The following is a 26,568-nucleotide window of genomic DNA, read 5'->3' as shown; positions in this document are numbered from 1 at the left end:
GTGTTAAAGATAACTAAACAGAAGATGGATTATTTAATTAAATTTCTCTATGCACGGGTTCTTTAACTTTACGTCTAAATGCAGTGAGTTTCTTGAAAAATCCTCGATTATCATTGCCTGAAAGGATGATAATATCTCCTTCTATGTCTACTGTTTCCCCATCTGCTTCTATATTTTCAATTTCTACAGTGATTTCAGAAGCATCTTTAAGAGTGTCATTAGATGTGTAAATGTAATCTAGAACCAGCTTATTATGAGGATGAACCTCTTGGAGGGCTCTTTTAATGGTTAATTCCAGTATATTGAAGAATGTTTCCAGTTGGGGTGTTCCTTCCCACCATAAAGTGGCCATAATGAATTGGAGATTGATATCATGCAAGACCACGTCTCCTCCTTTTTTGCCCACAATACGGATGATTTCAGGATCTGATTTTATCTTAATAATTGGTTTAGCAATTGGAATTTCTTCAGTCTCATTGGTATCAATGATGTATTCTTCTTCAGTTTCATTGTGATTTGTTTTGGACATTTTAATCATTAATAGAATTTTTTTCGTTTAATTTAATAAATCTGGAACTTAATTAGGGGGTTATCTAAAGATTGAATCACCCTAAACCGGATATTGATCAAAATTCTAGCTATTATTCAAATAATAAATGAATTAAATTAACTTAAATCTTTTCATAACCCATTATTCATAACCTATTGGAATGATTTGTGTTGATATAAAATGATTAGAATAATCATCTATACTTTTGAGTTCTTAATTAAGTTGCTGTTAAGTTATTAAGTTAATCAATTATTGATTTAATTAGATCACTTGCTCTTACCAGTCCAACCAGTTCTCCTTCTACGTCAATAACTGGCAGTTGTTCGATGTTCCTTTGGCGCATCTTGTTAGCACAATCTTTCACAGCAGTTTTAGTGGTGGCCATTTCCAGATCACTGGTTGCAACATCTCGAACCTCTTTGTCAGTGAACTGTAAATGGTTTTTAATAACATAAAGAACGTTTTTACTGTCCCATGACCATTTATCTCCTTCTGTACCCACTGAGGTATTGTGAACTGTCTGTTCAGATACCACTTCACTTTCATTCAAAAAATCGCTTTCAGTTAATACACCTGATGGTTTTCCATCGTTACTCAGTGCTAAAAGTACCTTCAGGTTAAAGTAACGCATAATTGCAAAGGCTACATTGAGGGGTGTTCTCTCCCAGGTAGTGGGTACACTGCGCAGCATGAAATCTTCGGCAGGATCTTTAATGTCCATTTTCCACAGGGCTTTGTTAATTAGATCTGATGCTGTCACCAATCCAACTAGTTCCCCACCATCAACAACAGGAACTCTCCGAATGTCATTTTCTGCCATTTTCCGGGCTGCATCCTTTATATCATCTTCAGGATCCACAGTTATCATTTCCCGGGTCATTATAAGGGCGATTTGTTCTTCGTCAGGGTTTTCTACCAGATCAGTTCTAGTGAGTATACCTGCCAGTTTTTTGGTGCCTTTTTTTACAACAGGTAATCCTGATACATTGTTTTTTCGCATTATTTCCAGTGCGTTTCCACGATTTCCAGGCACTTGAATGAAGTGTATTTCCTTGGACATTATGTCATTTATTTGCATTGTTTCACCAGCCATAAGCTGCAATAAAAAGGAATGTTAGAAAAAAATTAGGAGTGAACCGATAGAACTGGACATTTTGCTGATCTAACTACTTTTTCAGTGACGCTGCCCAATAAAAATCTGTCTAAACCATGTTTTCCCGAGGTTCCCATAACCACTAAATCTATATCTTCTTTTTCTATGGTTTTCAAAATAGAATCTGCTGGAGAACCTTCTTCGCTTTTAAGGGTTATTTTAATATCTTCTATGTTAGATTCCTTTTCACTCTCAGTAACCATTTCTGAGATCTTTTCAAGGGATCTACGTCCTTCTTCTTTGAGCATTTCTTTGATTTTTACTATGAGGTCTTCTGCTGGAAGCCCCACCAGTGATGATGTTTCAATTACATTTAAAACGATGATTTCGGCATTACTTTTGCTTGCAATCCATATAGCATGTTGCGCTGCTTTTTCAGCGAATTTAGAACCATCGGTGGGTAACAGTATTTTGTGATACATAGGTTTCACCTTATTCATATTAATTTACCATCTGTCACTAGACCTATTATGTTTTTCGATTGAACCGGTTTCGTAGTTCAGGATGGAATGTTCCAAAGAGGCAGTTTAGATGCAGTGTTCCAAAGATTTCCAGCATCATCCAAAAAATTATTTTTTCATCAAATAAGGGTGTAACATCACTGAAAATAGCCATAAACTTATTATCTGCATATCGTTTGAGGGAGGCTGTGCCTGCAGGTTATTTTTAATAAAATATTAACAAACCCGCCACAACCAATGATCCATGATTATTCCTGTTTCCCAATAACAGTTTTCCCATTCATGTAGGGAATAAGAACTTCTGGTACCTTGACTGTGCCGTCTGGTTGTTGATAGTTTTCAAGTATGCAACAGATGGTTCGTTCAGTGGCAATAGCTGTGCTGTTAAGTGTGTGGCAGAATTTTTTGGACACAGAATCACCATGAACACCGTAACGTGCATTCAATTTCCGGGCCTGGTAATCCAGACAGTTGGTACAGGAAACCAGTTCGCGGTAAGTGTCAGATCCAGGAAACCATGCTTCTAAATCGTATTTTAGAGAGGCATTGTCGTTAAGTGCAGAAGAAACAATGGAAACTACTCTATAAGGAATTTTCAGTTTTTGATAGATGATCTCTGCGTTCTGGATCAGTTCTTCATGGATTTCCTTGGATTCTTCTTCTTTACAGAAAATAAACTGTTCTACCTTTTCGAATTGATGTACTCTGAATATGCCCAGGGTATCTTTTCCGTGTGATCCTGCTTCTCGGCGGAAACATGTAGAAACTCCACAGTATTTTCTAGGAAGTGTTTCGCCGTCCAGTATTTCATCATGGTGTAATGCAGCCAGTGTTTGTTCAGAGGTGGCAATCATATACAGATCTTCACCCTCCACCTTGTAGAGCATATCTTCAAAATCAGCCAATTCCGCGGCCTCCTTCACAACTTCGTGTTTAATGAAGAAAGGGGTTTGGAATGGTGTGAAACCACGTTCTACCAGCACATCCAGGGCGAATTTCATGAGGGCGAGATTCAAATAAACTAGATCTGCTTTCAAATAATAAGAACGGGAACCTGCTATTTGTGAAGCCTTCTCCAGGTTAACCCCATCAACACTATGAATTAAATCCACATGGTTGCATGGTTTATAATTAAATGAAGGTAATTCACCCACTTTACGAACAATCAAATTATCTTCTTCATTTTCAGAGAGGGGAACAGATTCATCCAACAGATTTCCAACTTTATAACGATATTCATCCCGTTTTTCAAGAAATTCCTGAATTTTAGGTTCCAGTTTGCCAATTTTTTTACCCAAATCCTTGGACTGAGCCCGGATATTTTCAAATTCAGCATTTCCTTCTTCGGTTTTCTTTTTCCTGGCATTTTTAAAAGATTCAGATAGTTTATTCCTTTTGCTTCGCATCATGTTCAGTTCATGAATTGCTTCACGCCATTTATGGTCATATTCAATAACTTTATCAACGTTGGTTGTGTCACGAAAACGTTTTCTCTCAGATTCCCGTATTAAATCAGGAGTTTCTCTAAATAATTTGATGTCCAGCATATAAATCCCATTTATATTCTTTTTTAATGAATGTTCTTTTAATGAAAGATGTCCTTATGTTAGGTTATTTTTTTTAAGAAAGTTTATCTAAAAAGTTATTTTTCTAAGAAAACACCATCCTTTTTTCTTTTAGGAAGCATCATTTTTTTTGGAAAAATATGATGCCTCCACTTATCAGGTTTTTAATGTTTTCTGGTTCAGTTCGGTTAATAAGTGATAGTACTGGATCCATTGAGAGTTGTTGAGTTACCATAACATCAGCTCGTCTTCCTTCTTCCAGACAACCACTATTCAATTTAAATACTTGGCCTGGGTTGACTGTGGCCATTTTTAATATCTCTTTAGGGGGAAAATATTCTTTACTCAGTCCCCGGGTAATTTTAAGTGCATATTCCATTTCTCTGAACATGTTCGGTGAGTTAAACATCAGATTGTCAGTTCCAAGGAGCAATTTGATACCCATATCCCACATCCTTTTTAAAGGGGGAATCCCCACTGACAGGGTGCCATTGGAACGGGGACAGGAAACAATTGGAATATTATTATCTGCCACCAGTTTTAGATCAGAATCAAGAGGTGATGTCAAATGAATCAGGAGGTCAAAACCTGCTTCAATTGCCCTTTCAACTTCGGTTTTACCGGTTCGTTCCAGGGATTCTTTTTGAACTGTTTCATATTCAGCAACGTGTATGGCAGATAGTTTCCCTTCATCATGACAGATCTGTGTTATTAGTCTGGCTACTTTGTCACTGACCTCACCAAAGCCACTTAAACCGATTCCATGACTTGATTTTATAATTTCATGACAGGCTTTTTCAACTTGGGATAGTTCTACATTGGGGTCTAAAAATGAGTTATGACGTCCCAGGGGCAGGGCATTAATAGGCAGATCATCAGTGGCTTTTTTTAATAATTTTAATCCTTCAAGATCTCCTTCTCTGAAATCCAGGAAGCTGGTGGTTCCAGAAGATAACATGTCTTTTATGGAACTTCTCATGGATTTTACCATGGTTTCAGGTGTTGTTTCTGTCAGAATGCGATGTTTCAAACCATAGGGGGGTTTCACCAGGTTTTTTATGGGTTCACCATCACCTAAATCCTTGGCCACGGAATCTCCAAGGTGCACGTGGCTGTTTATTAATGAAGGTGACACTATGCAACCTTCAGCATCTATTTTTTTCCCTCCAGAAGCATGAGGTGAAATCTCCAAAATCAAATTATCCTCAATTAAAATATTTGATTTAACGGGTTCCAGTTCAGGACCATGGAGTACCAGGCCATTTTCAATAGTAATCATAACATGAGAATGTATGTTTAGGGAGATATTTATCCTTTGACTTATCGGATTATGATGTGACTTATCAACTTACCACTTATTTGAATAAGTTTATTTTTGACGGAATAAATTATCCTAAACTCCTAAAAATATAACCAAATTTAAAATAATGCCTTTTTAACCCGAAATTCAAATTTGAACTAAAAAATAAGGATTAAAAATCTAATATGTTGGCAAAATTATAATTAAAATTAAATAAGGTTAAATAAATTAAGGAAAAGAAAAATAACATCTCAAGGGTTTAAACAGTTTCGTGGTACTCTTTGAGAGATTTAACGCCAATTTTACCTTCTTCTACATTTTCAATAGCATTTAATGCTGCCTTTGCACCTGCAAGCGTGGTTACGTAGGGTATGCCCAGTTCAACAGCCATTCGTCGAATGTAATATCCATCATCAGCGGACTGCTTACCTGAGGGAGTGTTGATAATCATGGCCACCTTATCATCCCTGATGGCATCGCGAATATTGGGTGAACCCTGACTGACCTTACGTATGATATCAATTTTTACCTGATCTCCAACTGCCCGGGCAGTTCCTCTGGTGGCTATTAAGTTAAAACCAAGTTCTTCTGCTTTTTTCACAATGTCAGTGATTTTGTTTTTATCGGCATCACGGACACTGATGAAAATAGTCCCACTGGGGGGAAGTTCCATACCTGCAGATAACTGGGCTTTATAGTACGATACTCCGAAGTTTGTATCGATCCCCATACTTTCCCCAGTTGACTTCATCTCAGGTCCCAGAACAGAATCAGCTTCTGGAAGTTTTATAAATGGGAAAATAGATTCTTTCACAGCCACATGTCTGATCTTGACCTCATCTTCCAGTCCAAAATCTCTTAGTTTTTTACCCATCATTAATTCAGCAGCTATCTTAGCCAGAGGAACGCCCACAGCTTTGCTAACAAAGGGAACAGTTCGACTGGCACGGGGATTAGCTTCCAATATGTAAACTTTCGGTTTATCATTTTCGTCCATTTTAACTGCGTACTGGATGTTCATTAACCCTACTACGTCCAATTCAAGGGCTAACTTGACAGTGTAATCTTTAATGGTTCTTAAAACTTTATCAGAAATGCTCTGTGGGGGTATAACACAAGCAGAATCTCCAGAGTGCACCCCGGCTTCTTCGATGTGTTCCATGATTCCGCCGATGAAAACTTCCTCACCATCGGAAAGCGCATCTACATCTATTTCAATGGCATCTTCCAAGAATTTATCCACCAGTATTGGATGTTCTGGGGATATGCGTACTGCTTCCTCCATGTATTCCCGTAATTCATTATTATCATAAACTATCTCCATGGCCCGACCACCAAGTACATAGGAGGGCCGCACCAAAACCGGGAACCCGATACGTTCAGCTGCTTTGTGCGCTTCTTCATATGAATAGGCAATTCCATAATCAGCCTGGGGGATTTCTAATTTATTAAGAACTTTAGTGAACCTTTCCCGGTCTTCAACCCGGTCTATACTCTCATAAGGTGTTCCCAATATACGAACTCCTTCACGGGCCAGGGGAACTGCAAGGTTGATGGAGGTCTGACCTCCGAACTGTACCACCACTCCGTAGGGTTTTTCCTTGTTAATTATACCCATCACATCTTCCAAGGTCAATGGTTCGAAGTAAAGCTTGCTGGAGATGTCATAATCAGTACTGACTGTTTCAGGATTATTGTTAACGATAATAGTTTCAATGCCATCTTCTTTAAGGGCCATAGCTGCGTGAACACAGCAATAATCAAATTCAATCCCTTGACCTATTCTAATAGGTCCAGCTCCAATTATTATAACCTTTTTTTCTTCAGATACGGCTACTTCATCTTTTTCTTCATAACAACCATAGTAATAGGGTGTTTTGGCTTCAAACTCCGCAGCACAAGTATCAACCATTTTATAAGTAGGGATTATGCCTTCTTTTTGCCGGAAGTTTCGTATGGTTTTCTCGTCTAAACCAGTTATTTCTGCTATTTTGCCATCTGAAAAGCCCATTTTCTTAGTTTGGTGCATTATATCCGGTTTTAGGATATTTTTGGGAGTGATTTGCTGTTCCCATTCTACTACATTCTTTATTTTGTAGAGGAAAAATAGATCAATCTGAGTAATTTCATGTATTTCTTCAACAGTTATTCCTGATTTCAGGGCACTGTAAACTTGGAAAAGGCGTTGGTCAGTGGCATTTTTAAGTTTTTCTTCATCAAATTCCACAGTTTCAAATCCAAAGCTTCCCACATCCAGGCTACGAATGGCTTTGTGCAAAGACTCCTCCAGGGTTCTGCCAATGGCCATAACCTCTCCTGTGGATTTCATCTGCACCCCTATCTCCCTGCTTATGCCTTTAAATTTGTCGAATGGCCAGCGGGGTATTTTGGTGACTATGTAATCCAGGCTGGGCTCGAATGATGCTGGAGTTTCCTTGGTGATATCATTTTGAATTTCATCCAGGGTTTTTCCCACAGCGATCTTGGCAGAAATCTTAGCAATGGGATACCCAGTGGCCTTGGAAGCCAGAGCACTGCTTCTGCTCACCCGAGGGTTAACTTCAATAACTTTATATTCGCCAGTTACAGGATGAACAGCAAATTGAATGTTACAACCACCCTGGATCTCCAGGGCACGGATAATTTTGATGGAAGCGTTTCTAAGACGTTGATTATCCACGTCAGATAAGGTCTGGGAAGGGGCAACTACAATACTTTCTCCAGTGTGAATTCCCATGGGATCCATATTCTCCATGTTACACACAATGATGCAGGTGTCGTTTTTATCCCGCATCACTTCGTACTCGAATTCTTTCCAGCCCATCACAGACTGGTCAATGAGCACCTGGTTGATATAGCTCATATCTAATCCTCTGGTGGCAACTTGTTCCAGTTCCTTGCGATTATGAGCTACTCCTCCCCCGGTTCCACCCAGGGTAAATGCCGGTCTGACAATAACAGGGTATCCTATTTTTTCTACAGCTTCAAATGCTTCTTCCAATGATGATACAGCTTTAGCTTTGGGAACCGGCTCATTAAGTTTTTTCATGAAGTGATCAAAAAGGTCCCGATCTTCCACGTTTTTGATGGTTTGAACTGATGATCCAATGACCTTCAAACCTTCAAGGGCACCAATTTCCTCCAGGCCAGTAGCAACATTTAAGCCAGTCTGTCCTCCCATAGTAGGGAGAATGGCATCAGGTTTTTCCTTTTGGATAATTTTGGCCACAATTTCAGGGGTTAATGGTTCCACATAAACCTCATCAGCCATATCCATGTCAGTCTGGATGGTGGCAGGGTTACTGTTCACCAGCACAGTTTCTATACCCTCTTCTTGGAGTGATTTGCAGGCTTGAGAACCAGAATAATCGAATTCAGCAGCCTGACCGATCTGAATAGGTCCTGAACCAATAATGAGTACTTTGTTAATGTCTTTGTCCCGTGGCATTTCTAATCCTCTTTCCTCTTCCTATTAATGTATAATTTAATTAGTTAAGTAAAATTTATTTTAATGTGTCTAAATTATTTAAATCTCACTTAAATCCTTTTATTCAACATTCAAATATTATTCAATATTTTTTAAGGTTTTCTACGAAGTTATCAAAGTAATAATCACTGTCGTGGGGTCCTGGTCCTGCTTCAGGATGGTACTGTACACTGGATATGGGGAGTTCCTGGTGTTTGATTCCCTCTACTGAACCATCGTTAAGGTTGATCTGGGTCACTTCTATGGGTAGATCCTTACAGGATTCAGGGTCAATGGTGAAACCATGATTTTGAGAAGTTATGGAAACTTTTCCTGTTTCTAGATCTTTCACTGGCTGATTTATCCCTCTATGTCCGAATTTCATTTTGTATATTTTGGCACCAAAGGCCAGGGAAATGATCTGTTGCCCTAAACAAATGCCAAAAATAGGGAGTCTTTCAGAAAGATTCCGCACGGTTTTGATGGCATCCTTAACACGGGTGGGATCTCCTGGACCACTTGAAACTAAAAGAGCCCCTGGTTCAAAGTCAAGAATTTCTTGTGCAGGAGTTTTGTATGGTACAAGAACCACACCAACTTTCCTTTTCAAAAGAGCATTTATACTGTTATTTTTTATACCACAATCCAGAATAACAGCTCTATCTTTGTATTCTTCCCCCATGATCTGGGGTTCAGTAACTGATACTTTATTAACCAGGTCTACTTCTTCTATACCTGGCTGATTTTTGGCCAGAGCCAGTAATTCTTCATCTTCTATTTGGGAAGTTGCAAGAGCACCCTTCATAGTCCCATACTTTCTTATTTTAAGAGTTAAAGAACGGGTGTCAATTTTACTGATCCCAGGGACCTGGTATTCTTCTAGAAAACTCGAAAGATTCTTTTCTGAGAGACTGTGGGATGGATGGGGATTTTGTTCTCTTACTATAAACCCTTCAGCCTTTATCCCATCAGATTGAAACCAATCTTCTGATACACCATAGTTGCCTTGTAGTGGGTAGGTAGACATTAAAATTTGGCCTTTATAAGAGGGGTCTGTAAGGGACTCCACATAACCGGTCATTCCAGTGGCAAATACCACTTCTCCTGTTTTTATTGTGGAATGTCCGAATCCTTCTCCTTTGAGGATGGTACCATCCTCTAAAGCTAATTTAGCCTCTTTTTGCATTGAATCACCGTGTAATAGTTACCATTAAATTTTCATCTTTTTATTAGATATTCAGGGGATTATTTATTTTAATAATTTATTTTAGGCATTTTAAGAATTTATTCCAGGATTTTTAAGTGTTGGTACGTTATCCTCTCTAAAAATTCTAGTATTCAATTCAGCATGAATTTGATTTGATTCAGGTTTATTAATTTTGTCATTGCGAATATTATGTAGTTTAACTCCTTATCTATTGGATAAATTCATATCTTTATCAATTCATTCAAATTTATGTCTATGCATACTCATTAATGAAATTTTTTTTATGAAATATTTTCTAGGTATGGTCATAAATTCCATTTAATTGGAAAATATTTCATGAATCTGATTTTTCAGTTTTTGTTTCCTTTTCAGAAACGTTTTCAAGGTTTGAAGATTCTTCAACTTCTTTTAGGAACTTTTCCATGACTACGGCATCTTCCCCATCTTCATAGTAATTCACTAATGGAGTTTTCTCAATAAAACCTAAATTTTGGTAGAATTTACGGGCGTTTTTGTTTCCTTTCCTTACTTCCAGCCGTATGTGTCTAACATTATATTTTTTAAATATTTCAAGAGTGGTTTCCACCAATTGGGTTCCGATCTTCTTTCTGTGATATTTTTTGTCAACAGCTATGGATATGATATGGCCCTCATCCTCAAATCTGATCCAAAATATAATATATCCTACCACCATATTATCTTGCTGTGCCACTAGAAATCCTGCCCCTAAGTTGTAAATGTCAACTAAAACATGGGGAGGGTAGGGGTCATCAAAGGATTTTAATTCAATTTCCAGAACTTTTTTTAAGTCTGGACGTTTGAATTCTCTTATTATCATGAACTTCTCCATTTCTGATTGATAGTGATAAAATGTGGAATGATTTTGCTGATTATATTATCAAACATTATTCCCGCTCTTCCCTTATTGTGGAAGTGGGAGCCGGACATTTTCAACAAGTTGTGTGTAACCTGAAGAAACATCTTAAGGTGGATATCATCATGACGGATATTAAACCTTATCATGACCAGATTATCTTAGATGATATTAGGCAACCTAACTTAAAAATATATGAGAATGCCCAACTCATCTATTCCATAAGGCCACCTGAAGAATTACATCCCCACTTGGAGAATCTTTCTGATATTACCGGGGCTGATCTAATAATAAAACCACTTTCAACAGATTCCATTAATACTAGGGGGAAAATGAACCTGATTAATTATAAAAAAGCAGTTTTCTACAAAAGCAGTAACAAATAATGATTATTGTTATATAGGCATAGATTAAATTACACGAGGATTAGAAAAAAATATCATATTAAATATTAAAAACGTAACAATAAATTTTATGTATCAATTTTAGGTGTGCATCAATCATGAATTGGAAGAAATTAAGTGTAGATGAAACTTTAAAAAAACTTAATACTAATTTTAAAGGTTTAAACAGTTCCGAAGCGCAAAAACGCCTCGCAGAACATGGTAAAAACGAATTAATTGAGGAAAAAAAGGCAGGACCAATTCAGATATTTTTAGGCCAGTTCATGGATATTCTTATCCTCATCCTGATCATAGCAGCTGTTGCCGCTTATTATGTGGGGGACACCCTGGACGCGATTGTCATACTGATTGTGGTAGTTATAAATGCTGTTGTTGGATTCATCCAGGAGTACCGTGCTGAAAAGGCAATGGAGAAACTGAAAGGCCTTATATCTCTTGAGGCAGTGGTTATTCGTGATGGTCATGAGCAGAAAGTACCAGCAGAAGAACTCACCCTGGGAGATATTGTACTTTTAGAGGAAGGAGACAATGTACCTGCTGATCTCAGGATAATTAAAAGTTATGACCTTCTCATAGATGAATCTGCCATGACAGGCGAATCTTTACCTGTTGAAAAACATCCTAACATCCTATCCTCTGATGATCATGGCACAGAAAACATGGCATTTATGGAAACCGATGTTGCATCTGGCAGAGGAAAAGGAGTGGTTGTAAAAATTGGTATGGGCACTGAAATTGGTAAAATTGCCGAGATGATCCAGGAAGGAGAAGAAGAAACACCCCTGCAGCGAAAAATAGCGGGTCTCGGGAAAACCCTGGGTTTACTGGCTGTTTTAGTATGTTCCGTTGTATTTGCACTTGAATATCTTCAGGGAACACCCCTGGTGGATACTTTCATGACCGCAGTTTCCCTGGCTGTGGCCGCAGTTCCTGAAGGACTACCTGCCATTTTAACACTTACACTGGCCCTGGGAATGCAAAGAATGGCCAAAAGTAATGCCATAGTTCGTAAACTCCTTGCAGTAGAGACTCTCGGTTCATGTAATGTTATATGTACAGATAAAACAGGAACACTCACTTTAAATCAGATGACTGTCCGTGATACGCGTGCAAACGATACAGAAATGGTTTACAAAATATCTGCACTGTGTAATAATGCCACCCAATCTGATGGAAAGATTTTAGGAGATCCAACTGACGCAGCACTACTCCTATATGCCAATAGTAATGGTTACAACCGGAAGGAATTGGAGGAAAAATATCACAGATTACTGGAGATACCTTTAGACAGCACAAGAAAGAGGATGACCACTGTCAATCAAATTGATGGAGAACGATATCTCCTGATAAAAGGAGCTCCTGAGGTTCTTTTGAAAAAATGTTCCAAAATCGAGAAAAAGGATGGAATTTGTTCCATCAAACCTGAAGATACGGATGCAGCCATAAAAAACTTAAAAGAAATGACTGGAAATGCCCTTCGTGTTTTGGGATTTGCTTACCGTAAATTAGGCCCTGAAGAAGACTTAGAAGATAAAGAAGCTCTGGAAAAGGATTTGATCTTCGTTGGTCTGGTGGGCATGATGGATCCACCACGAGAAGAAGCTAAAAATGCCATAGCAACTGCTAAAAAGGCAGGTATAAGGGTGGTGATGATCACTGGAGACCACAAAGACACTGCTGTAGCAATTGCCCAAGAAATCGATCTTGTTGAGGGGGATATAGTTGCCCTCACAGGTTCAGATCTGGATGCACTCAGTGACCAGGAATTCGAAAACATGGTGGATGATGTTAGTGTTTACGCCAGAGTTTTCCCAGAACAGAAGGTGCGCATTGTAGAAACCCTTAAAAAGAAAGGTAATGTTGCATCAATGACTGGAGATGGAGTAAATGACGCTCCTGCACTAAAAAAAGCAGCGATTGGTGTGGCCATGGGTAGTGGAACTGATGTGGCCAAGGAATCTGCTGACATGTTACTTCAGGATGACAATTTTGCCACAATAGTTAAGGCAGTGCGTGAAGGACGTACCATTTTTGACAACATACGCAGATTTGTCCGGTTCCAGCTTTCCACCAACATTGGAGCCATAGTAACCATAACGTCTGCATCAATAATGGGTTTGCCAGTTCCCTTCAATCCTATACAGATTTTATGGATAAACATCATAATGGATGGACCGCCTGCCCAATCACTGGGAGTGGAACCACCAGAAAAAGGGGTCATGGAACGCCCACCCATCAAAGAAGATATCATCCCCCGAAGAAACATTTTAAAGATCGTCATTGCAGGAGTGGTTATGAGTTTAGGAACCCTGGCACTTTACTATTACATGTTAAGTGCGGGTGCAGATTTAACCAAAGCCATGACCATGGCATTCACAGTCTTTGTAATGTACCAGATATTCAACGTGTTCAACTGCCGTTCTGATGGAGGATTTTCCAATAAATTCTTCTTTATAGCGGTAGGAGCTTCATTCCTACTTCAGTTAGGTGTTATATATTTACCGTTCTTGCAGGGGATCTTCAGAACCACATCCCTGGGTGGAATGGAATGGGTTTTAATACTGTTGGTTGCAAGTACAATATTTTTCACTAACTGGTTGGCAGAGAGACTCATCAAATGAATTTACTCATGAAATTTGCGAATTTCCAAATCATTTGATTTAAAGGAGTTAAATAACTGAAACCTAATAAATGACTAAATCACCAAATAAAAGGGTAAGAAGAGGTTCATAAAATGAATATAATGGTAATGGCAGGGACCAGTGATGCCAGAAAGATCATCAAAACACTTTCAAACAGAAAAGAAATCAATATTCTGGCCACTGCCACCACCAGCCATGGGGCAGATTTAGCCAGATCTTCAGGCGCAGATAATGTTCGGGAAGGACGTTTTGATTCAGAGGCATTGGCTGGGATAATTAAAGAAAATGATGTTGAACTTTTAATAGATGCTACCCATCCCTTTGCTTCCGAAGCTACCCGAAATGCCATTCGTGCTTCCGATACTGCGAGTGTGAAGTACATAAGATTTGAAAGACCCCCAACCGAACTTCCAAATAGTGAATTTGTCTACCAATGTTCTTCTTTTGAAGATGCAGCTTTTAAGATTCTTCAAATTCTAAAGCAAACTCATAATAATTCTGATAAAAACGGGAAAATTTTTCATCTGGCTGGAGTGAACACTCTCCATTATCTCACTCAGAAAATTCCAGGAGAAATGATTGTAGCCAGAATCCTCCCTTCTGTTTATTCTGTCAAAAAATGTCTAAAACTTGGCATTCCCCATAAAAACATTGTTGCCATGGAAGGAACTTTTTCTCAGGAATTTAATAGTATTTTAATGGAAGAATACCAGATCGGTGTGGTTTTAACCAAAGAAAGTGGGCAAAGTGGAGGTACTTTTTCAAAAATTCAGGCGGCTATTGATTTAGATATATCCGTGGTAGTTGTAATGCGACCTGAAATTGTTGAACTTCAGGGAAAACTAAGCTTTGATGATGTTAAGTCCCTGTGTGATGAAGTTCTAGTGGAATAATTAGTAATTTATTGAATAATTTGTACTCTTTTTGGAATAGTAGCAGACATAGATTTTTAGTTATACCGAGTTTGGGTTGAAGATAATAGGAAGGGGGTAATCACACTGTTAAATAAAATAGATAAGCCTCAGCTCGCCCATCAGTCATCACGGTTTCAGAGCTCATAGGGTTCATCATTGGCTTAGAAAGTTGTTTATGAGTTTTAGACTACTCCATTACATCACAGTCATAGTAGTATTATAATACAGTCTATAATCATGATCAAGATATAAATTTTACCAGTAACGTTTCGGTTTAAAATGATGGTTTATAACTAGAGATCACTACTAATTTTCAAATTTCAACAGGTGAATGAATTTGCCACTTGATCTTAATGGTATTTAGTAGTACATTTACTGCCGGTTCAACTTGGAAATGGTAAGTCTGTTCCATTGATCTGTTGAAGATATAATATGCATCTGATTGTTTTCTTCATAATACAACCACCACAGGGTAGAAATCCGGACTAAATAAAAGAATATCACCTTTTCCAGTGGTTTTAAAATAAAAATAAAGGGAAGATAAAACTAAAATCTCTATTTTCTATTTTCCCGCCAACACAGCATTGACTTTACCTCGGAACTGGCTCATGTAGAGGTCGTAGTAAAACCCCTTCATATCCAGTAGTTCATGGTGAGTGCCCCTTTCTATTATTTTCCCATCATTAATAACCAGTATCTGGTCCGAGTTTTGTATGGTTGATAATCGGTGGGCTATTATGAATGATGTTTTGCCTTCCTGCAGTTTGAGTAGGCCTTCTTGGATCAGTTTCTCGGTCCGGGTGTCTACGTTACTTGTGGCTTCATCTAAAATGAGCATGTGGGGGTCGGCCACCATTGCTCGGGCGATAGTGAGCATCTGTCTCTGACCCTGGCTTAGGTCGGCTCCACCACCCCTTAACATGGTATCGTATCCATGGGGTTGTCTCATTATAAAGTCATGGGCATTGGCCTGCTTTGCTGCGTGGATACAGTCCTCATCAGTGGCTCCTTCTCTGGCGTATTTAAGGTTGTTCATGATGGTGTCAGTGAAGAGGAATGGTTCCTGGAGTACTTGTGCTATCTGGATACGTAGGGTGTCCTGTTGTACTTCATCGACGCGGTGATCATCTACCCTGATTTCCCCGGAGTCCAAGTCGTAATAACGGGTGAGTATATTCATGATGGTGCTCTTTCCTGCCCCGGTGGGTCCGCAGAGACCTATCATTTGTCCAGGGTTGGCATTGAAACTATTATTTTTAAGTATCTTATGTCCAGGAACGTAACTGAAATCAACGTCAACGAATTCTACATGGCCTTCTACTGGGGGCATTGATGGGGCGTCTTTTTTATCGGGTAATTCTGTTTTTTCATCCATTATATGGAATACCCTACCAGCACCCACTGCTGCTGATATAATCTGGTTGTAAAATGCGAATATTTGAGTTAGAGGTGCCATCAATATTGAACTGAAACCGATGAAGGCTACTAAATCCCCAAAGGTAGCCTGCTGCTGAAGCACCAGATATCCACCCACCACAAATATTATTATGTTCTGTAGGTTCTGGAAAACTACGGCAACTGCAGTATTAGTCATGGAAGAAAGTTGTGCTCTTTCACCAGTTTCATCAACCTTTTTACTCATCTTATCAAATTTTTGTATGAACGGCCATTGTTGATTGGATGCCACCACTGTTTTTTGGCCGGACATCCTTTCCTCGGCATATCCATTAAGTTCAGCCATTTGCTCCTGTAGAAGTACAAACGCCTGTCCAGCTATCCGGGATAGAAACCCTGAAACAGCCAACATACCCAGGATAGTTATGTAGGTTAGGATGGTAAAATAAGGATTAATAAATACCATGAAGATGGAGGCGATGGCCACGGTAATGAAAGCCTGCATCACAGTCATGAAACTTACACTGAGGAACTGGTCTACCACATCTAAATCATTGGTTACATTGCTCATTAACTCCCCTATAGGTCTTTTATCGAAAAAATTAAGGGAAGATCTATGTATTTTACTGAAAATTTCTGTCCTTAAATTGTAAAGTGCCTTCTGAGCTACACCAGCCAATATCCTCTGAGACACGTTTCCAAAAATCCAGAACAATATTACAGCGACAACTAAAACAACGATAATATTTTGGAATTCTGTTAAAGACCCTGAACTTCCCGAAAGAATGTTCATTATTATACCAGAGATGGTGGGGATGATAGCCAGCATGACAGAATACCCAATCATGATGATTATCATCAATGTGAAACGAACCTTGTATCGAGTGAGATAACCTAATAGTCTCATTAAATTGGTCATCATACCTTTCTGTTTCGCTTCAATGTTATTTTTATCAGTGTTCATTCTACCACCCCTAATTTAGTAGCTTCAACACCAAATTGGGAAGCATATATCTCTTGATAAAGTTTGTTTGATTCTAAAAGTTCTTCATGACTTCCCATGGCAATTATTTCACCATTGTCCATTAGCACTATTTTATCAGCGGTGATAACTGCACTTATACGTTGTGCCACTATGATTTGGGTTACGCCATCCATTAAATCCCGTATAGAATCCTGGATGCGTGCTTCGGTGGCCACATCAACTGCACTGGTAGAATCATCTAAGATGAGAATTTTGGGATTTAGCATAAGGGTCCTGGCTATGGAAAGTCTTTGTCGCTGCCCTCCGGATAAATCTGCCCCACTTCTGGCTATAATTGTATCATATTTTTGGGGCATGGTACTTACAAACTTATGAGCATCTGCAGCTTTAGCAGCCCGAACCATGGCATCGTAGCTAGAATCTATATGTTCTGAAAATGTATTTTCCGGAGTAATTGGGACTGAAAATTCTTTAGCAGCCTGTAACATGGTATCAACATCTACTCCTGAAACAAGATTGTCACGAATAGTGCCTGAGAAAAAGTCATTGCCCTGGAGACAGACAGCTGCAACATAACGGAGGGTTTCTATTGGCATTTCACGCACATCGATTCCATCTATTTCAATTTTACCATTATTAACATCGTAAAAACGAGGTATAAGATTTATTAGTGTTGATTTTCCTGAACCGGTCGCCCCTAAAATTCCAACAACTTCTCCCGGCTTGATATCTAGATTTATATTTTTTAAAGCAGCCGTGGGCTGATTTTCATCTTTCACTGGATAAGCAAAATTCACGTTTTCAAAGCGTATACCACCCTTTAACTTACCAGCATCAACTGGTTTCACGTTTGGAGCATTTAAAACATCAGTTTCTTCATTTATTATTTCATAAACACGTCTCAATGAAGATATACCTGAGGTAACAAAGGGTATCATGTACCCTACAGTCTGGATCGGAATTAATGCCATAACGAGATAAGTCATTGCGGCAGTTACACCACCGAGGGTTAAACCTGTGCCTTGAAGCAATCCTGTTCCTCCTACATACAAAATTCCGGCAGTGCCCATGTAAACCATCATCATGAGAGTGGGTGTGATGAATGCATAATAATATTGAGGTTTTAAGGCAGCTCCACGGAGGTCTTCAGATGCTTCTTGGAAACGCTTATTTTCAAGGTCTTGTCTTACAAAAGCCTTCACCACTCTTACACCTGCCATACTTTCCTTTAAAACCTGATTAAGCCGATCATATTTAACTTGCTTTTTATCGTAGGCTTTAGTGGAGTACCACAGATATACAACCAGTAAAAGAAATTCTACAATAATTAAAATAGCAGCTACCCACATAAGTTGTGGAGCTGTAATATAAAGGAAGAATAGTGCCACAATAAGGGTTAAAGGAGATTTGAACACGTTTATTAATGTTTGCTGTACTCCGATCTTTATATTCTGGATATCTGTAGTTAGACGAACCAAAAGGTCACTGGAGCTGTATTTGTCCAAACCTGCAAAGGAAAACGATTGAATATGGGCAAATGATCCACTTCGCAGTCCATGACAGGTTCTCTCTGAAAAGGAAACGGCGATTGCAATATTTAAAAATTCACAGATACCTACGATAACAGCCATAATAAGCATATAAATGCCATACCTTACTATGACATCACTGTTTCCCGCTGTTATACCATCATTTATCAAAAAAGAACTGAAGTAAGGTATTAAAAGTGTTCCTGAAACACTTATCACCACTAAAAACAATGAAAAACCCAACCACTTATAGGATCCCTTCCAATCCCTTAACAGTAACTTCACTACTTCTAAACTTTCCACGAAATTATCCCCCTACATCAATATTACTAATTTTTACTCCCAACAATTGTAAGTTCACTTAATAAACACCAATATTTTTTCTAATTAAAATTTTGGAATTTTCAGAGAGTTAATAAATTTTAGAAAATCTAAATAAAACGACCTTCATTTTCAAATTTTAGTTGATGGTCTTGGGCATGTTTTAACAGGAATTTCTCCACCTGCTGATTTCCCAGGATGTATCCTCCATATATATCGCTATTGGGCTGTTCAGTACTATTATCCCTCCCTTATGTTCACTAACATTATCAAGACTATAGGATACTGCTTCATCTGCAGTGTCTTCGATGGCCTTTTTCAACCGTTTTTGGGTTGCACCCTGCCCTGTAGATAAATACTTCTCTTTTCAGGAGTTTTTCACACAGTGCATAGCCTATTCCGGAGTTTCCTTCAGATACGATACAAGTTTTACCGTGGTAGTACTATAAATCTATCATACTAATATCTCACAAGATTATTCTATAATACGGGCGCCAAACGCTCGAAGATTAACCATTCCTTCCGACAACATGGCACCAGTTATGCCCTTTATGGGTAGGGTGGCAAGGCTATTTATGATATGGAACTGGGATGGATTCTGCATCGGAGCCAGCTCAGTCCACTTAAGTCTGCCGTTTCCCACATGTGCCTTTTTTACCTCCATACCCTGGGGATACAAGATAAATTGACTTAATTCTGCCCCTGGGGCACCGACTTTAGGAATATATCTCCACCCAATGACATCCGAATTTAAGGACTGTGCTTTTACCTGTTCAAATTCATCCATGGTAAGCTCACCAGTGGCTTCGAAGTTCATGTTCAAGAAGGTATTCCCATTTAAACTTGCTGTGGTGGCGTAATGGGGCTTTAAGATATGCAGGTCCTGGATATCTGCGTAGATTTTTGGGATCCCGGTTTGTTCTCGCCCTCCAAGGATGGGTGTGGTGTTATTCTCCCACACCACCAGTGAGTACTTTCCGTCCATCTGGTCCTTCTTTCCATTAAATCTTACTGGTACTGAAACATCGATGAGGTTGTAGTGACCGCCCAGCATCCAGTTTATCTCTCTAAATGAACTGAAAATCACATGAACCTCTGGAGCCAGTAATTCAAATACCCCCGGAATGTAATTTTCCAGAAGTTTCCCTTGAGTTTCATAACTGATTAATAGGGTAGTTGCCTTCTGGGTTAGTTTGGCATCTGGGTCAAATTTAACTCCCCCAAAATGGGCTGGCATTGAATATGTGAAATCTTTTTCCAGTTTAAACATATTATCCTCCTATTTATTAGAAATAGGTACCTTTTTTCTCGTATGCTTCTCTACGCTCATGTGCCATCTGTAAAAACATATCGTCTGCCACCCCAATGACATAAGCCTGCCATAACTTTCTAAGTTCTTCAGGAATAATTATAACTCCTTCGTGTTCTGCTACACGATCCAGAATAAATACTGCTGCCTGGTCTGCACGAATTGCATCATCCGGGATCTCCGCTTGTTCATGAAAAGTTCCGTCAAATGATTTTTTAAAGATGGGTGTGGCAATGTTTCCAGGGCAGATGGTTGAAAAATGAATACCCTTCTCTGCATACTCGAATCTCAAACTTTCAGTAAATCCGGTTACACCGTACTTGGTGAGGGCGTATAGTGTCTGGAAGGAATTTGGATATATCCCAGCAGCAGAGCTGGTGTTAACTATATGTCCATATCCTTGTTTGAGCATGATGGGTACCGCGGTGTATACTCCGTAGATAACGCTCCAAAGGTTGACATCAACGATTTTTTTCAAGTCATCCAGGGTAGCTGTCTCAAATGGCATGGTACCTCCGATTCCTGCGTTGTTAAATAAGAAGTCCAGCCTACCTGCTTCGGCAGCTGTATCCTCGATGGCTTCCTGCACCTGTTCAGGAACTGTCACGTCCACAATGATGGTGTTGACACGGGCACTGTATTTTGAGAGCTGTTTTGCAGCTTTTTCAACCTTTTTCGGATTACGCCCGGCCATGTAAACAACTGCCCCTCTTTTCAGGAGTTCTTCACACAGTGCATAACCTATTCCGGAGTTTCCTCCCGTTACAATACAAATTTTATCTTCATAATAACCTGATTTATTCATATACGATCACCTATTTATTTTTCAAAAAAGAAAAATAGGGTTTATTTCCTATTTGAAAGTATTATTCCACCTAAAAGCAGTACTAAAGCCATTAATAGGTAGCTTATAGGTGTCCCTGCATCTTCCATATCTATGACATCTAAATTTACTGGTTCAGGTTCTCCCAGTGTGGTTACGAAGGTTTGCCCTGTCTGGTAGTCTGAGCCAGTTACCTTGGCGATGCCAGGTCTTTCATCTCCTCTTAGGATCGCGGTGGCCAGACCGTTGATCCAGTCCACCGTGATTATTTTGCTTCCAATGTTACTCTGGTTGGTGGTGAAGGTTACCTTCGGTCCGCTGAAGTAGTTAGCCGCACTTGCACTGTGGTCACCTCCGGCTGAATCACGGTATACATCGGCGGTTATAACCGATTTTCCACCCACGTGTATGGTGTATGGGTTGGCGTGTATACTTAAAATCAGCCAGGGGTCGTAGTTGATGGTTCCATTCCATGGTAAGAATTTACTGCTTCCTGGGTCGTTATTGGTTCCGAACCAGTTGTAACGGGCGTCGGTGTGGCTTGGATTATCCCTGTTTATTTTGTCTATCAATTCATGAAAGGCAGATATTATTTGATTTATCGTTCACCACATTGAAACCTACGTCTACTGGTTTTGTTTCATCGGTATCATTATTGTTAACTTTAATGGTCAAATTTTTATTTATTACAACGTCTTCTTCATATTTCCATTAAAAACGTTTATAACATCTCCATCAGTGGTATTTATATTATCTACAGCATCTTGGACGTTGTTGTAATTCTGTTCAGCCCCAACATTCCATTGCGCTGCTGAAACATGGCTAAAACTCAAAAAAAGAATTAAAATTAGAGACATGGCTGCCAAAAATCTATTTGAAATCTTTTTTTCTATATTTATCCCCCTCTTATTATGGGAATGGACTTAAAAGAATAATTTTCCCATCCAATTAATAATATCGTAAAATTTTTTTAAATAATTAATAATGAAGGTTTTGAACCCTACGGCGAATGCAGTAGCCTCTCCATGTGGAGTAGTAGTACTTTGTGAAGCCAGTTTTTTCCCATCTTTAACGATAATTATTCTCAATTTTTTGTCTAGTGACTATATATACGTTTTTATTTCTATTTTTGTCATGATAAATGTAAAATTACATTATTAATCCTTAATTAACGTGGAAATTATAAACTTAAATAGAAAAAAATTTTGATTGCATGATCTTCATACTAAATCAGAAACTCTGATAAAAAATAAGTAAGTAGAGTACTAAAAGTACTCATTAGTGTATTTACTCGTTTTAATGGTTTAAGGAGTTAAATAGACGCTGATCCATGCATCATCTAATTCTCCACCTGTAGATTCAACGGCACTACTTCCCTCTTGAATAGTTTCATCTCCTCTAATTAAAGAAAGTTTCAGTGTATCGTTACTGGGTTCTTGTTTTTCAACATGAACTGTTAAACCACCAGTCATACTACCCAGTTCAATGGTTTCATCACCGGTACCTTCTATGTTCTGGGTTCCTGAAGAGTCAGTGGTTATGGTACCATTCCAACTACCAGGATAACTTATAACAAGTTTAAGTGGAGATGCCATACATCCTGATACAGCCACCACTGCACATACAAAAATTATTAATAAACCAATTTTGATTTTTGACATGTTCAATCCTCCCCCCAATATGGATATAAAAAAAATACCAATTGGATACTATTAAATAATCATTGAACTGATCCGTCATTTAAACTTTTGGGACCCTTTTAAAACACTTCTTTTTTGCAGAGAAGGTCATATTTAAAGAAGGGGCTATCATTATCACCAATATTATTAATAATATCATAAAAAAAATACCACAATCACTTACGTGATGAATCCAAAAATTTTGTGGTGAGTATACTTAACTTAAGATAGAAAAAATAAACAACAGGGGGGGTATCTGCTCTGAAAGAACTTAGATGGGACAATAAAAGGAAACTGTTCTATAATCAATATTAAAATTGAATTAAATTCTTTTAATAATAAAATAGCCGGATAAAATCCTCTAAAAAAAATGAAAAGATAAATCTAGTTTAAAACTAGATCATCCGTACATCACTCCAGCTTCTTTACGTATTTCTTCGTCGCGTTCCATGCCGATGATCTTATCAACAGCGTCCAGGAAGTCGTTCATACCTACAATAGGTTTTTCTTCCCTTATTGCAAACATACCTGCTTCAGTACATATGGCTTTAAGATCTGCTCCAGAAGCACCTTCACTAAGGCTGGATACCAGATCTATGTCCACATCTTCATCCAGGTTCATGTTTTTAGTGTGGATCTTGAGGATCTCTCTCCTACCATCTTCATTAGGTATGGGTACTTCAATGAAACGGTCGAATCGTCCAGGCCGTAATAGTGCTGGGTCTAGGATGTCGGGTCGGTTGGTGGCTGCAACTATTCCCACATCTCCCCTTCCTTCAAACCCATCCATCTCTGCTAAAAGTTGCATAAGGGTTCTTTGAACTTCACGGTCACCACTGGTGGAACTTTTCAGTCTTTTGGCGGCAATGGCATCGATTTCATCGATAAAGATTATACTGGGAGCTTTTTCCTTGGCCAGTTCGAAAACGCCACGCACCAGCCTGGCACCTTCTCCAATGTATTTTTTAACGAATTCAGATGCCACAATCTTAATGAATGTGGCATTGGTTTCATGGGCCACTGCTTTGGCCAGTAATGTTTTACCAGTTCCTGGAGGCCCGTATAAAAGAACTCCTTTTGGTGGTTCAATTCCTATCTCTACAAATAGTTCTGGTTTTTTAAGTGGAAGTTCGACGGTCTCTTTAATTTCCACTATCTGTTCTTCAAGCCCACCTATCTGTCCATAACTTACTTCTGGCTTCTCTTCAACTTCCATACCAGTAACTAGTGGGTCTTTTTCTGACGGTAAAACACTTACAATGCTAAATGTTTGCTGGTTAAGAGCTACTCTGGCTCCTGGTTCCAGTGTATTTTCATCTAAGAAACGTGAATAGCCAATTACAAAGTGGGGTCCGGTACTGCTTTTCACCACTACTTTTCCTTCATCTAGAACTTCAGTTACAGTGGCAATTACCAGTGGTGGTGATCTGAACCTTTCAATTTCTCCCCTGAGGGATTTAACTTCACGATCCAGTCTCATCTTCTCATTTTCAATGAGAAGTTTGTCTTTTTCCAGTTTCCTAACCTTCCACATTAAATTCCTTTTGGTTTTGGCATTATCCTCTTTGAGGATTTTTATCTCCTTTTTAAGGTCTTCTATCTTTTTTAAGATATTTTGGGATGTTTTTTCCATCTTACAAATACACTCCTCATAGATTTGTGGAGAAAAATAATATCAGGTTATATTGATATTATTTGTTGCATTTTATTTCTCTAATAATATTTAAGTATTGAGGTGTCTAATTATATACCATTAAAACTAAAGGGATCATCATGAGATGTGAGATATGCGGAAAGAAGGTTATTGGAAAACCAGTGCGAACAAAAATAGAGAATTCTATAATGTTAACCTGCAATGAATGTTCTAAGTTTGGTAAAATACAACGAGAACCTCCCCGACCCCAGCGTGGTCCGGGTGGACGTGCTCCAGCTGGCAGAAGACGATCATTCAGACCTCGGGAACCAACACATGAAGTTATTGAGGATTTTCAGAGAGTGATCAGAGAGGCCCGAGAGAAAAAGGGATGGTCCCGTGAGGATCTTGGTGAAAAAATATATGAAAAGGTTTCAGTGATACATCGTCTTGAATCTGGGAAGATGGTTCCTGATCTGAAACTGGCACGGAAACTGGAGAAAACATTAAAGGTTACTCTTTTGGAAAAAACCGAAGAAGCGCAACTTGATGATTTAAGCGGTTCTAATATGAGGAAAGCCACTATTGGAGATATAGCCAGGATAAAAAAAGGTTAGAAACATCATTTCATGTAAATGGAACTTGTTATAAGATAAAAAGTGGATAGTAATGTGTATTATCGGTTTTTTATCATTTTTTTACTTTTTTTTAGGCGAATTTTTACTTTTTTTTCCAGAATAATATCCTTTGAGCAGTGGGAGAGTGCTATAGATCTTTTTTAAATCTTTCCACTCAGGATATTCTTTACTTATAACCATGATGTGTGCTGGGGGGTGTATTTTTCTTATCCTAACAATACTACGCGTTGCATCATCTTCAACAGATATGAGGGCTGCAATTTTAGATTTTGATCGTAATTTGTCTTTAATTATCCTTTGAACATATTTATCCGCTATTTTTGAATCAATGATTCTTGGTTTTCCGTTGATCTTAAGTTCAGCGTGTCTTTCAATATCTGCAAGGCTGTTAAGAATTTTTGCCTGGTTTTCGGCACGAACAAGTATCAGGGTCAATTAATTACCGCCTTTTTTTAAGGAAGGAGCTGATTAGAGTACTGCGGAATAAAACTAGAATGATAAGTATTAGTCCAATTGCAGTTTGTATACTCCCTACAATGTCCAGTACGGATGAACTGATGGGTAAATCCCAGGCAGGAGATGTTCGGTGATTAGCAAGAGGTTTGTAATAGACACCAACTGCTCGGGTACTTTCCACGATGTTAATGTCTTTAGGTTCGATATAATTCACTCCAACAAGGTTACCGTTGTCTATGGCTTTGTTAATAGCACTGGCAATTGTAACAGCGTTAAAACCGTTTTTGTTAACGGAATAGGTAACAATTTCATCAGTGGTTTCACTGACACCGGCTGCATCTGTTCCATAGACATAAATGTTAGTTTCATTGTTAGTCACAGTAATGGCATCTACCATGGCATCATAGGCATAAATGGTCTTTAACGTGGTCCCGTCATAGGGACAAGTTTGATAGTTTTCTGCTTCAGGAAACGCAACACTCCAGCCACATTCAGGGCATTTTTTAGAATACTCAGCGTCCATGGGAAAACCTGTGGTGTTGAGGGTTTCAGGGGTGAACATGTCACCAGTGGTTAAGGAAGATACAAGGTTATCTCCTCCTCCACCATATTTTTCCCCTGAATCTATGGCAACTTCTTTAAAAGCTGCACCCAAGATTTCAGTGGCAGGATATCCATCTCGAATCATTTTACCAATAGTAATTGCTGTTTCTTTTCTAACTGTTGAGGCTGTTCCATATTGGGGATTACCATGGGTGTTACGCAGGTGAATTATAGCGCCTTTTTTTCCAGCTGGAAGGGTGGCCAGACCACTGGATGCTGGTGTGGCTGTTATGGTTCCATCATCATCCACAACTACCACATAAGCATCAAAGGATCCTCCTACTGCTGCTCCGATGGTGGGACCTCCGCACATTATTCTGATTCCAGAAAAACTACTAGCAGCGCTGGCAGCAGTTGATGCACTGGCACCATTCTCTAACCGTTTAATTGTTTCAACAATGGCCCCTAATCTGGGAGTTTGATTACCTTCTCCCCCTGAAAGAACTGCAAAATGATTATTTTTGGACATAATGAAGGTAGACTGGAACATGTTCTCTGCATAGGACATACTTCCTGCTGCAGCTCCATTGGGATCCTTTCCAGTGGGGTCAGTGATAATAATTATGTTACATGTGGCTGCTGAAGTGTTAATCAGCACAACCAGTATTAACATAAACGTTATTATCTGGGGTAACTGTTTTTTCATCATCGTTAGTATCAC

The 26,568-nt window shown here is 38.8% G+C and carries 23 protein-coding genes; 4 read left to right on the top strand and 19 right to left on the bottom strand.

The window, feature by feature from the left end; translation table 11 throughout:
- Positions 1-37 precede the first annotated feature (37 nt).
- From J2743_RS07305 to rimI, 8 genes are all read right to left on the bottom strand, one after another.
- Positions 38-529, bottom strand: a complete 492-nt coding sequence (locus J2743_RS07305) for a hypothetical protein (protein ID WP_245248129.1) — start codon at positions 527-529, stop codon at positions 38-40.
- A 262-nt stretch (positions 530-791) separates the two neighbouring features.
- Positions 792-1,628 (bottom strand): CBS domain-containing protein, encoded by an 837-nt coding sequence (locus J2743_RS07300; RefSeq protein ID WP_209625920.1) that lies wholly within the window; start codon positions 1,626-1,628, stop codon positions 792-794.
- 47 nt (positions 1,629-1,675) lie between these two features.
- On the bottom strand, positions 1,676-2,125 hold the full coding sequence (locus tag J2743_RS07295; RefSeq protein ID WP_209625919.1) for a universal stress protein: 450 nt from the start codon (positions 2,123-2,125) through the stop codon (positions 1,676-1,678).
- Positions 2,126-2,412: 287 nt separating this feature from the next.
- A complete protein-coding gene (gene serS / locus J2743_RS07290) occupies positions 2,413-3,711 on the bottom strand; it encodes a serine--tRNA ligase (RefSeq protein WP_209625918.1) in 1,299 nt (432 codons plus the stop codon).
- Positions 3,712-3,850: 139 nt separating this feature from the next.
- Positions 3,851-5,008 carry an amidohydrolase family protein gene (locus J2743_RS07285; protein ID WP_209625917.1) on the bottom strand — a complete coding sequence of 386 codons (1,158 nt, stop codon included), beginning with the start codon at positions 5,006-5,008 and terminating at the stop codon, positions 3,851-3,853.
- Between the two features lie 280 nt (positions 5,009-5,288).
- Complete coding sequence (gene carB / locus J2743_RS07280; RefSeq protein WP_209625916.1) at positions 5,289-8,477, bottom strand: carbamoyl-phosphate synthase large subunit; 3,189 nt, start codon at positions 8,475-8,477, stop codon at positions 5,289-5,291.
- A gap of 121 nt (positions 8,478-8,598) precedes the next feature.
- Complete coding sequence (carA, locus tag J2743_RS07275; protein ID WP_209625915.1) at positions 8,599-9,681, bottom strand: glutamine-hydrolyzing carbamoyl-phosphate synthase small subunit; 1,083 nt, start codon at positions 9,679-9,681, stop codon at positions 8,599-8,601.
- Positions 9,682-10,036: 355 nt separating this feature from the next.
- Positions 10,037-10,540 (bottom strand): ribosomal protein S18-alanine N-acetyltransferase, encoded by a 504-nt coding sequence (gene rimI, locus J2743_RS07270; RefSeq protein ID WP_209625914.1) that lies wholly within the window; start codon positions 10,538-10,540, stop codon positions 10,037-10,039.
- 32 nt (positions 10,541-10,572) lie between these two features.
- Here rimI and J2743_RS07265 point away from each other — a divergent pair, with 32 nt between their 5' ends.
- The 3 genes from J2743_RS07265 to cobK all read left to right on the top strand — a co-directional run bounded on the left by J2743_RS07265 (position 10,573) and on the right by cobK (position 14,515).
- Positions 10,573-10,962: a UPF0146 family protein gene (locus J2743_RS07265; RefSeq protein WP_209625913.1), complete on the top strand. Its 390-nt coding sequence runs from the start codon at positions 10,573-10,575 to the stop codon at positions 10,960-10,962.
- Between the two features lie 116 nt (positions 10,963-11,078).
- Positions 11,079-13,601, top strand: a complete 2,523-nt coding sequence (locus J2743_RS07260; RefSeq protein WP_209625912.1) for a calcium-transporting P-type ATPase, PMR1-type — start codon at positions 11,079-11,081, stop codon at positions 13,599-13,601.
- A 113-nt stretch (positions 13,602-13,714) separates the two neighbouring features.
- Positions 13,715-14,515, top strand: coding sequence for a precorrin-6A reductase (cobK, locus tag J2743_RS07255; protein ID WP_209625911.1), 801 nt, complete (start codon positions 13,715-13,717; stop codon positions 14,513-14,515).
- Positions 14,516-15,098: 583 nt separating this feature from the next.
- On the opposite strand, the gene J2743_RS07250 is transcribed toward cobK, so the two are convergent.
- The 9 genes from J2743_RS07250 to J2743_RS07210 all read right to left on the bottom strand — a co-directional run bounded on the left by J2743_RS07250 (position 15,099) and on the right by J2743_RS07210 (position 24,210).
- A complete protein-coding gene (locus J2743_RS07250) occupies positions 15,099-16,895 on the bottom strand; it encodes an ABC transporter ATP-binding protein (RefSeq protein ID WP_209625910.1) in 1,797 nt (598 codons plus the stop codon).
- Positions 16,892-18,748: an ABC transporter ATP-binding protein gene (locus tag J2743_RS07245; RefSeq protein WP_209625909.1), complete on the bottom strand. Its 1,857-nt coding sequence runs from the start codon at positions 18,746-18,748 to the stop codon at positions 16,892-16,894. The genes J2743_RS07250 and J2743_RS07245 overlap by 4 nt, the downstream gene beginning before the upstream one ends.
- Positions 18,749-18,929: 181 nt before the next feature.
- The gene (locus J2743_RS07240; RefSeq protein WP_209625908.1) at positions 18,930-19,088 is read right to left on the bottom strand and encodes a hypothetical protein; all 159 of its coding nucleotides are present in this window, start codon (positions 19,086-19,088) and stop codon (positions 18,930-18,932) included.
- Between the two features lie 153 nt (positions 19,089-19,241).
- The gene (locus J2743_RS07235) at positions 19,242-20,036 is read right to left on the bottom strand and encodes an acetoacetate decarboxylase family protein (RefSeq protein ID WP_209625907.1); all 795 of its coding nucleotides are present in this window, start codon (positions 20,034-20,036) and stop codon (positions 19,242-19,244) included.
- 16 nt (positions 20,037-20,052) lie between these two features.
- Positions 20,053-20,880 carry an SDR family NAD(P)-dependent oxidoreductase gene (locus J2743_RS07230; protein WP_209625906.1) on the bottom strand — a complete coding sequence of 276 codons (828 nt, stop codon included), beginning with the start codon at positions 20,878-20,880 and terminating at the stop codon, positions 20,053-20,055.
- A 41-nt stretch (positions 20,881-20,921) separates the two neighbouring features.
- A complete protein-coding gene (locus J2743_RS07225) occupies positions 20,922-21,470 on the bottom strand; it encodes a hypothetical protein (RefSeq protein WP_209625905.1) in 549 nt (182 codons plus the stop codon).
- A gap of 114 nt (positions 21,471-21,584) precedes the next feature.
- Positions 21,585-21,764: a hypothetical protein gene (locus tag J2743_RS07220; protein ID WP_209625904.1), complete on the bottom strand. Its 180-nt coding sequence runs from the start codon at positions 21,762-21,764 to the stop codon at positions 21,585-21,587.
- Between the two features lie 438 nt (positions 21,765-22,202).
- Complete coding sequence (locus tag J2743_RS07215) at positions 22,203-22,559, bottom strand: hypothetical protein (protein WP_209625903.1); 357 nt, start codon at positions 22,557-22,559, stop codon at positions 22,203-22,205.
- 418 nt (positions 22,560-22,977) lie between these two features.
- On the bottom strand, positions 22,978-24,210 hold the full coding sequence (locus tag J2743_RS07210; protein WP_209625902.1) for a proteasome-activating nucleotidase: 1,233 nt from the start codon (positions 24,208-24,210) through the stop codon (positions 22,978-22,980).
- Positions 24,211-24,350: 140 nt separating this feature from the next.
- On the opposite strand from J2743_RS07210, the gene J2743_RS07205 reads away from it, so the two are divergent.
- On the top strand, positions 24,351-24,827 hold the full coding sequence (locus J2743_RS07205) for a multiprotein bridging factor aMBF1 (protein WP_209625901.1): 477 nt from the start codon (positions 24,351-24,353) through the stop codon (positions 24,825-24,827).
- Positions 24,828-24,908: 81 nt separating this feature from the next.
- Here the strand turns inward: J2743_RS07205 and J2743_RS07200 are convergent, their stop codons facing one another.
- Both J2743_RS07200 and J2743_RS07195 read right to left on the bottom strand, forming a co-directional pair.
- The gene (locus J2743_RS07200; protein WP_209625900.1) at positions 24,909-25,283 is read right to left on the bottom strand and encodes a DUF356 domain-containing protein; all 375 of its coding nucleotides are present in this window, start codon (positions 25,281-25,283) and stop codon (positions 24,909-24,911) included.
- 4 nt (positions 25,284-25,287) lie between these two features.
- Complete coding sequence (locus J2743_RS07195; protein WP_209625899.1) at positions 25,288-26,556, bottom strand: Mfer764 family protein; 1,269 nt, start codon at positions 26,554-26,556, stop codon at positions 25,288-25,290.
- Positions 26,557-26,568: the final 12 nt, after the last annotated feature.

It is taken from the genome of Methanobacterium petrolearium, assembly GCF_017873625.1.
In the GTDB taxonomy this organism is placed as follows: domain Archaea; phylum Methanobacteriota; class Methanobacteria; order Methanobacteriales; family Methanobacteriaceae; genus Methanobacterium; species Methanobacterium petrolearium.
The sequence above is the reverse complement of the archived record's forward strand: the minus strand, read 5'-3'. Positions and strand labels throughout refer to the sequence as shown.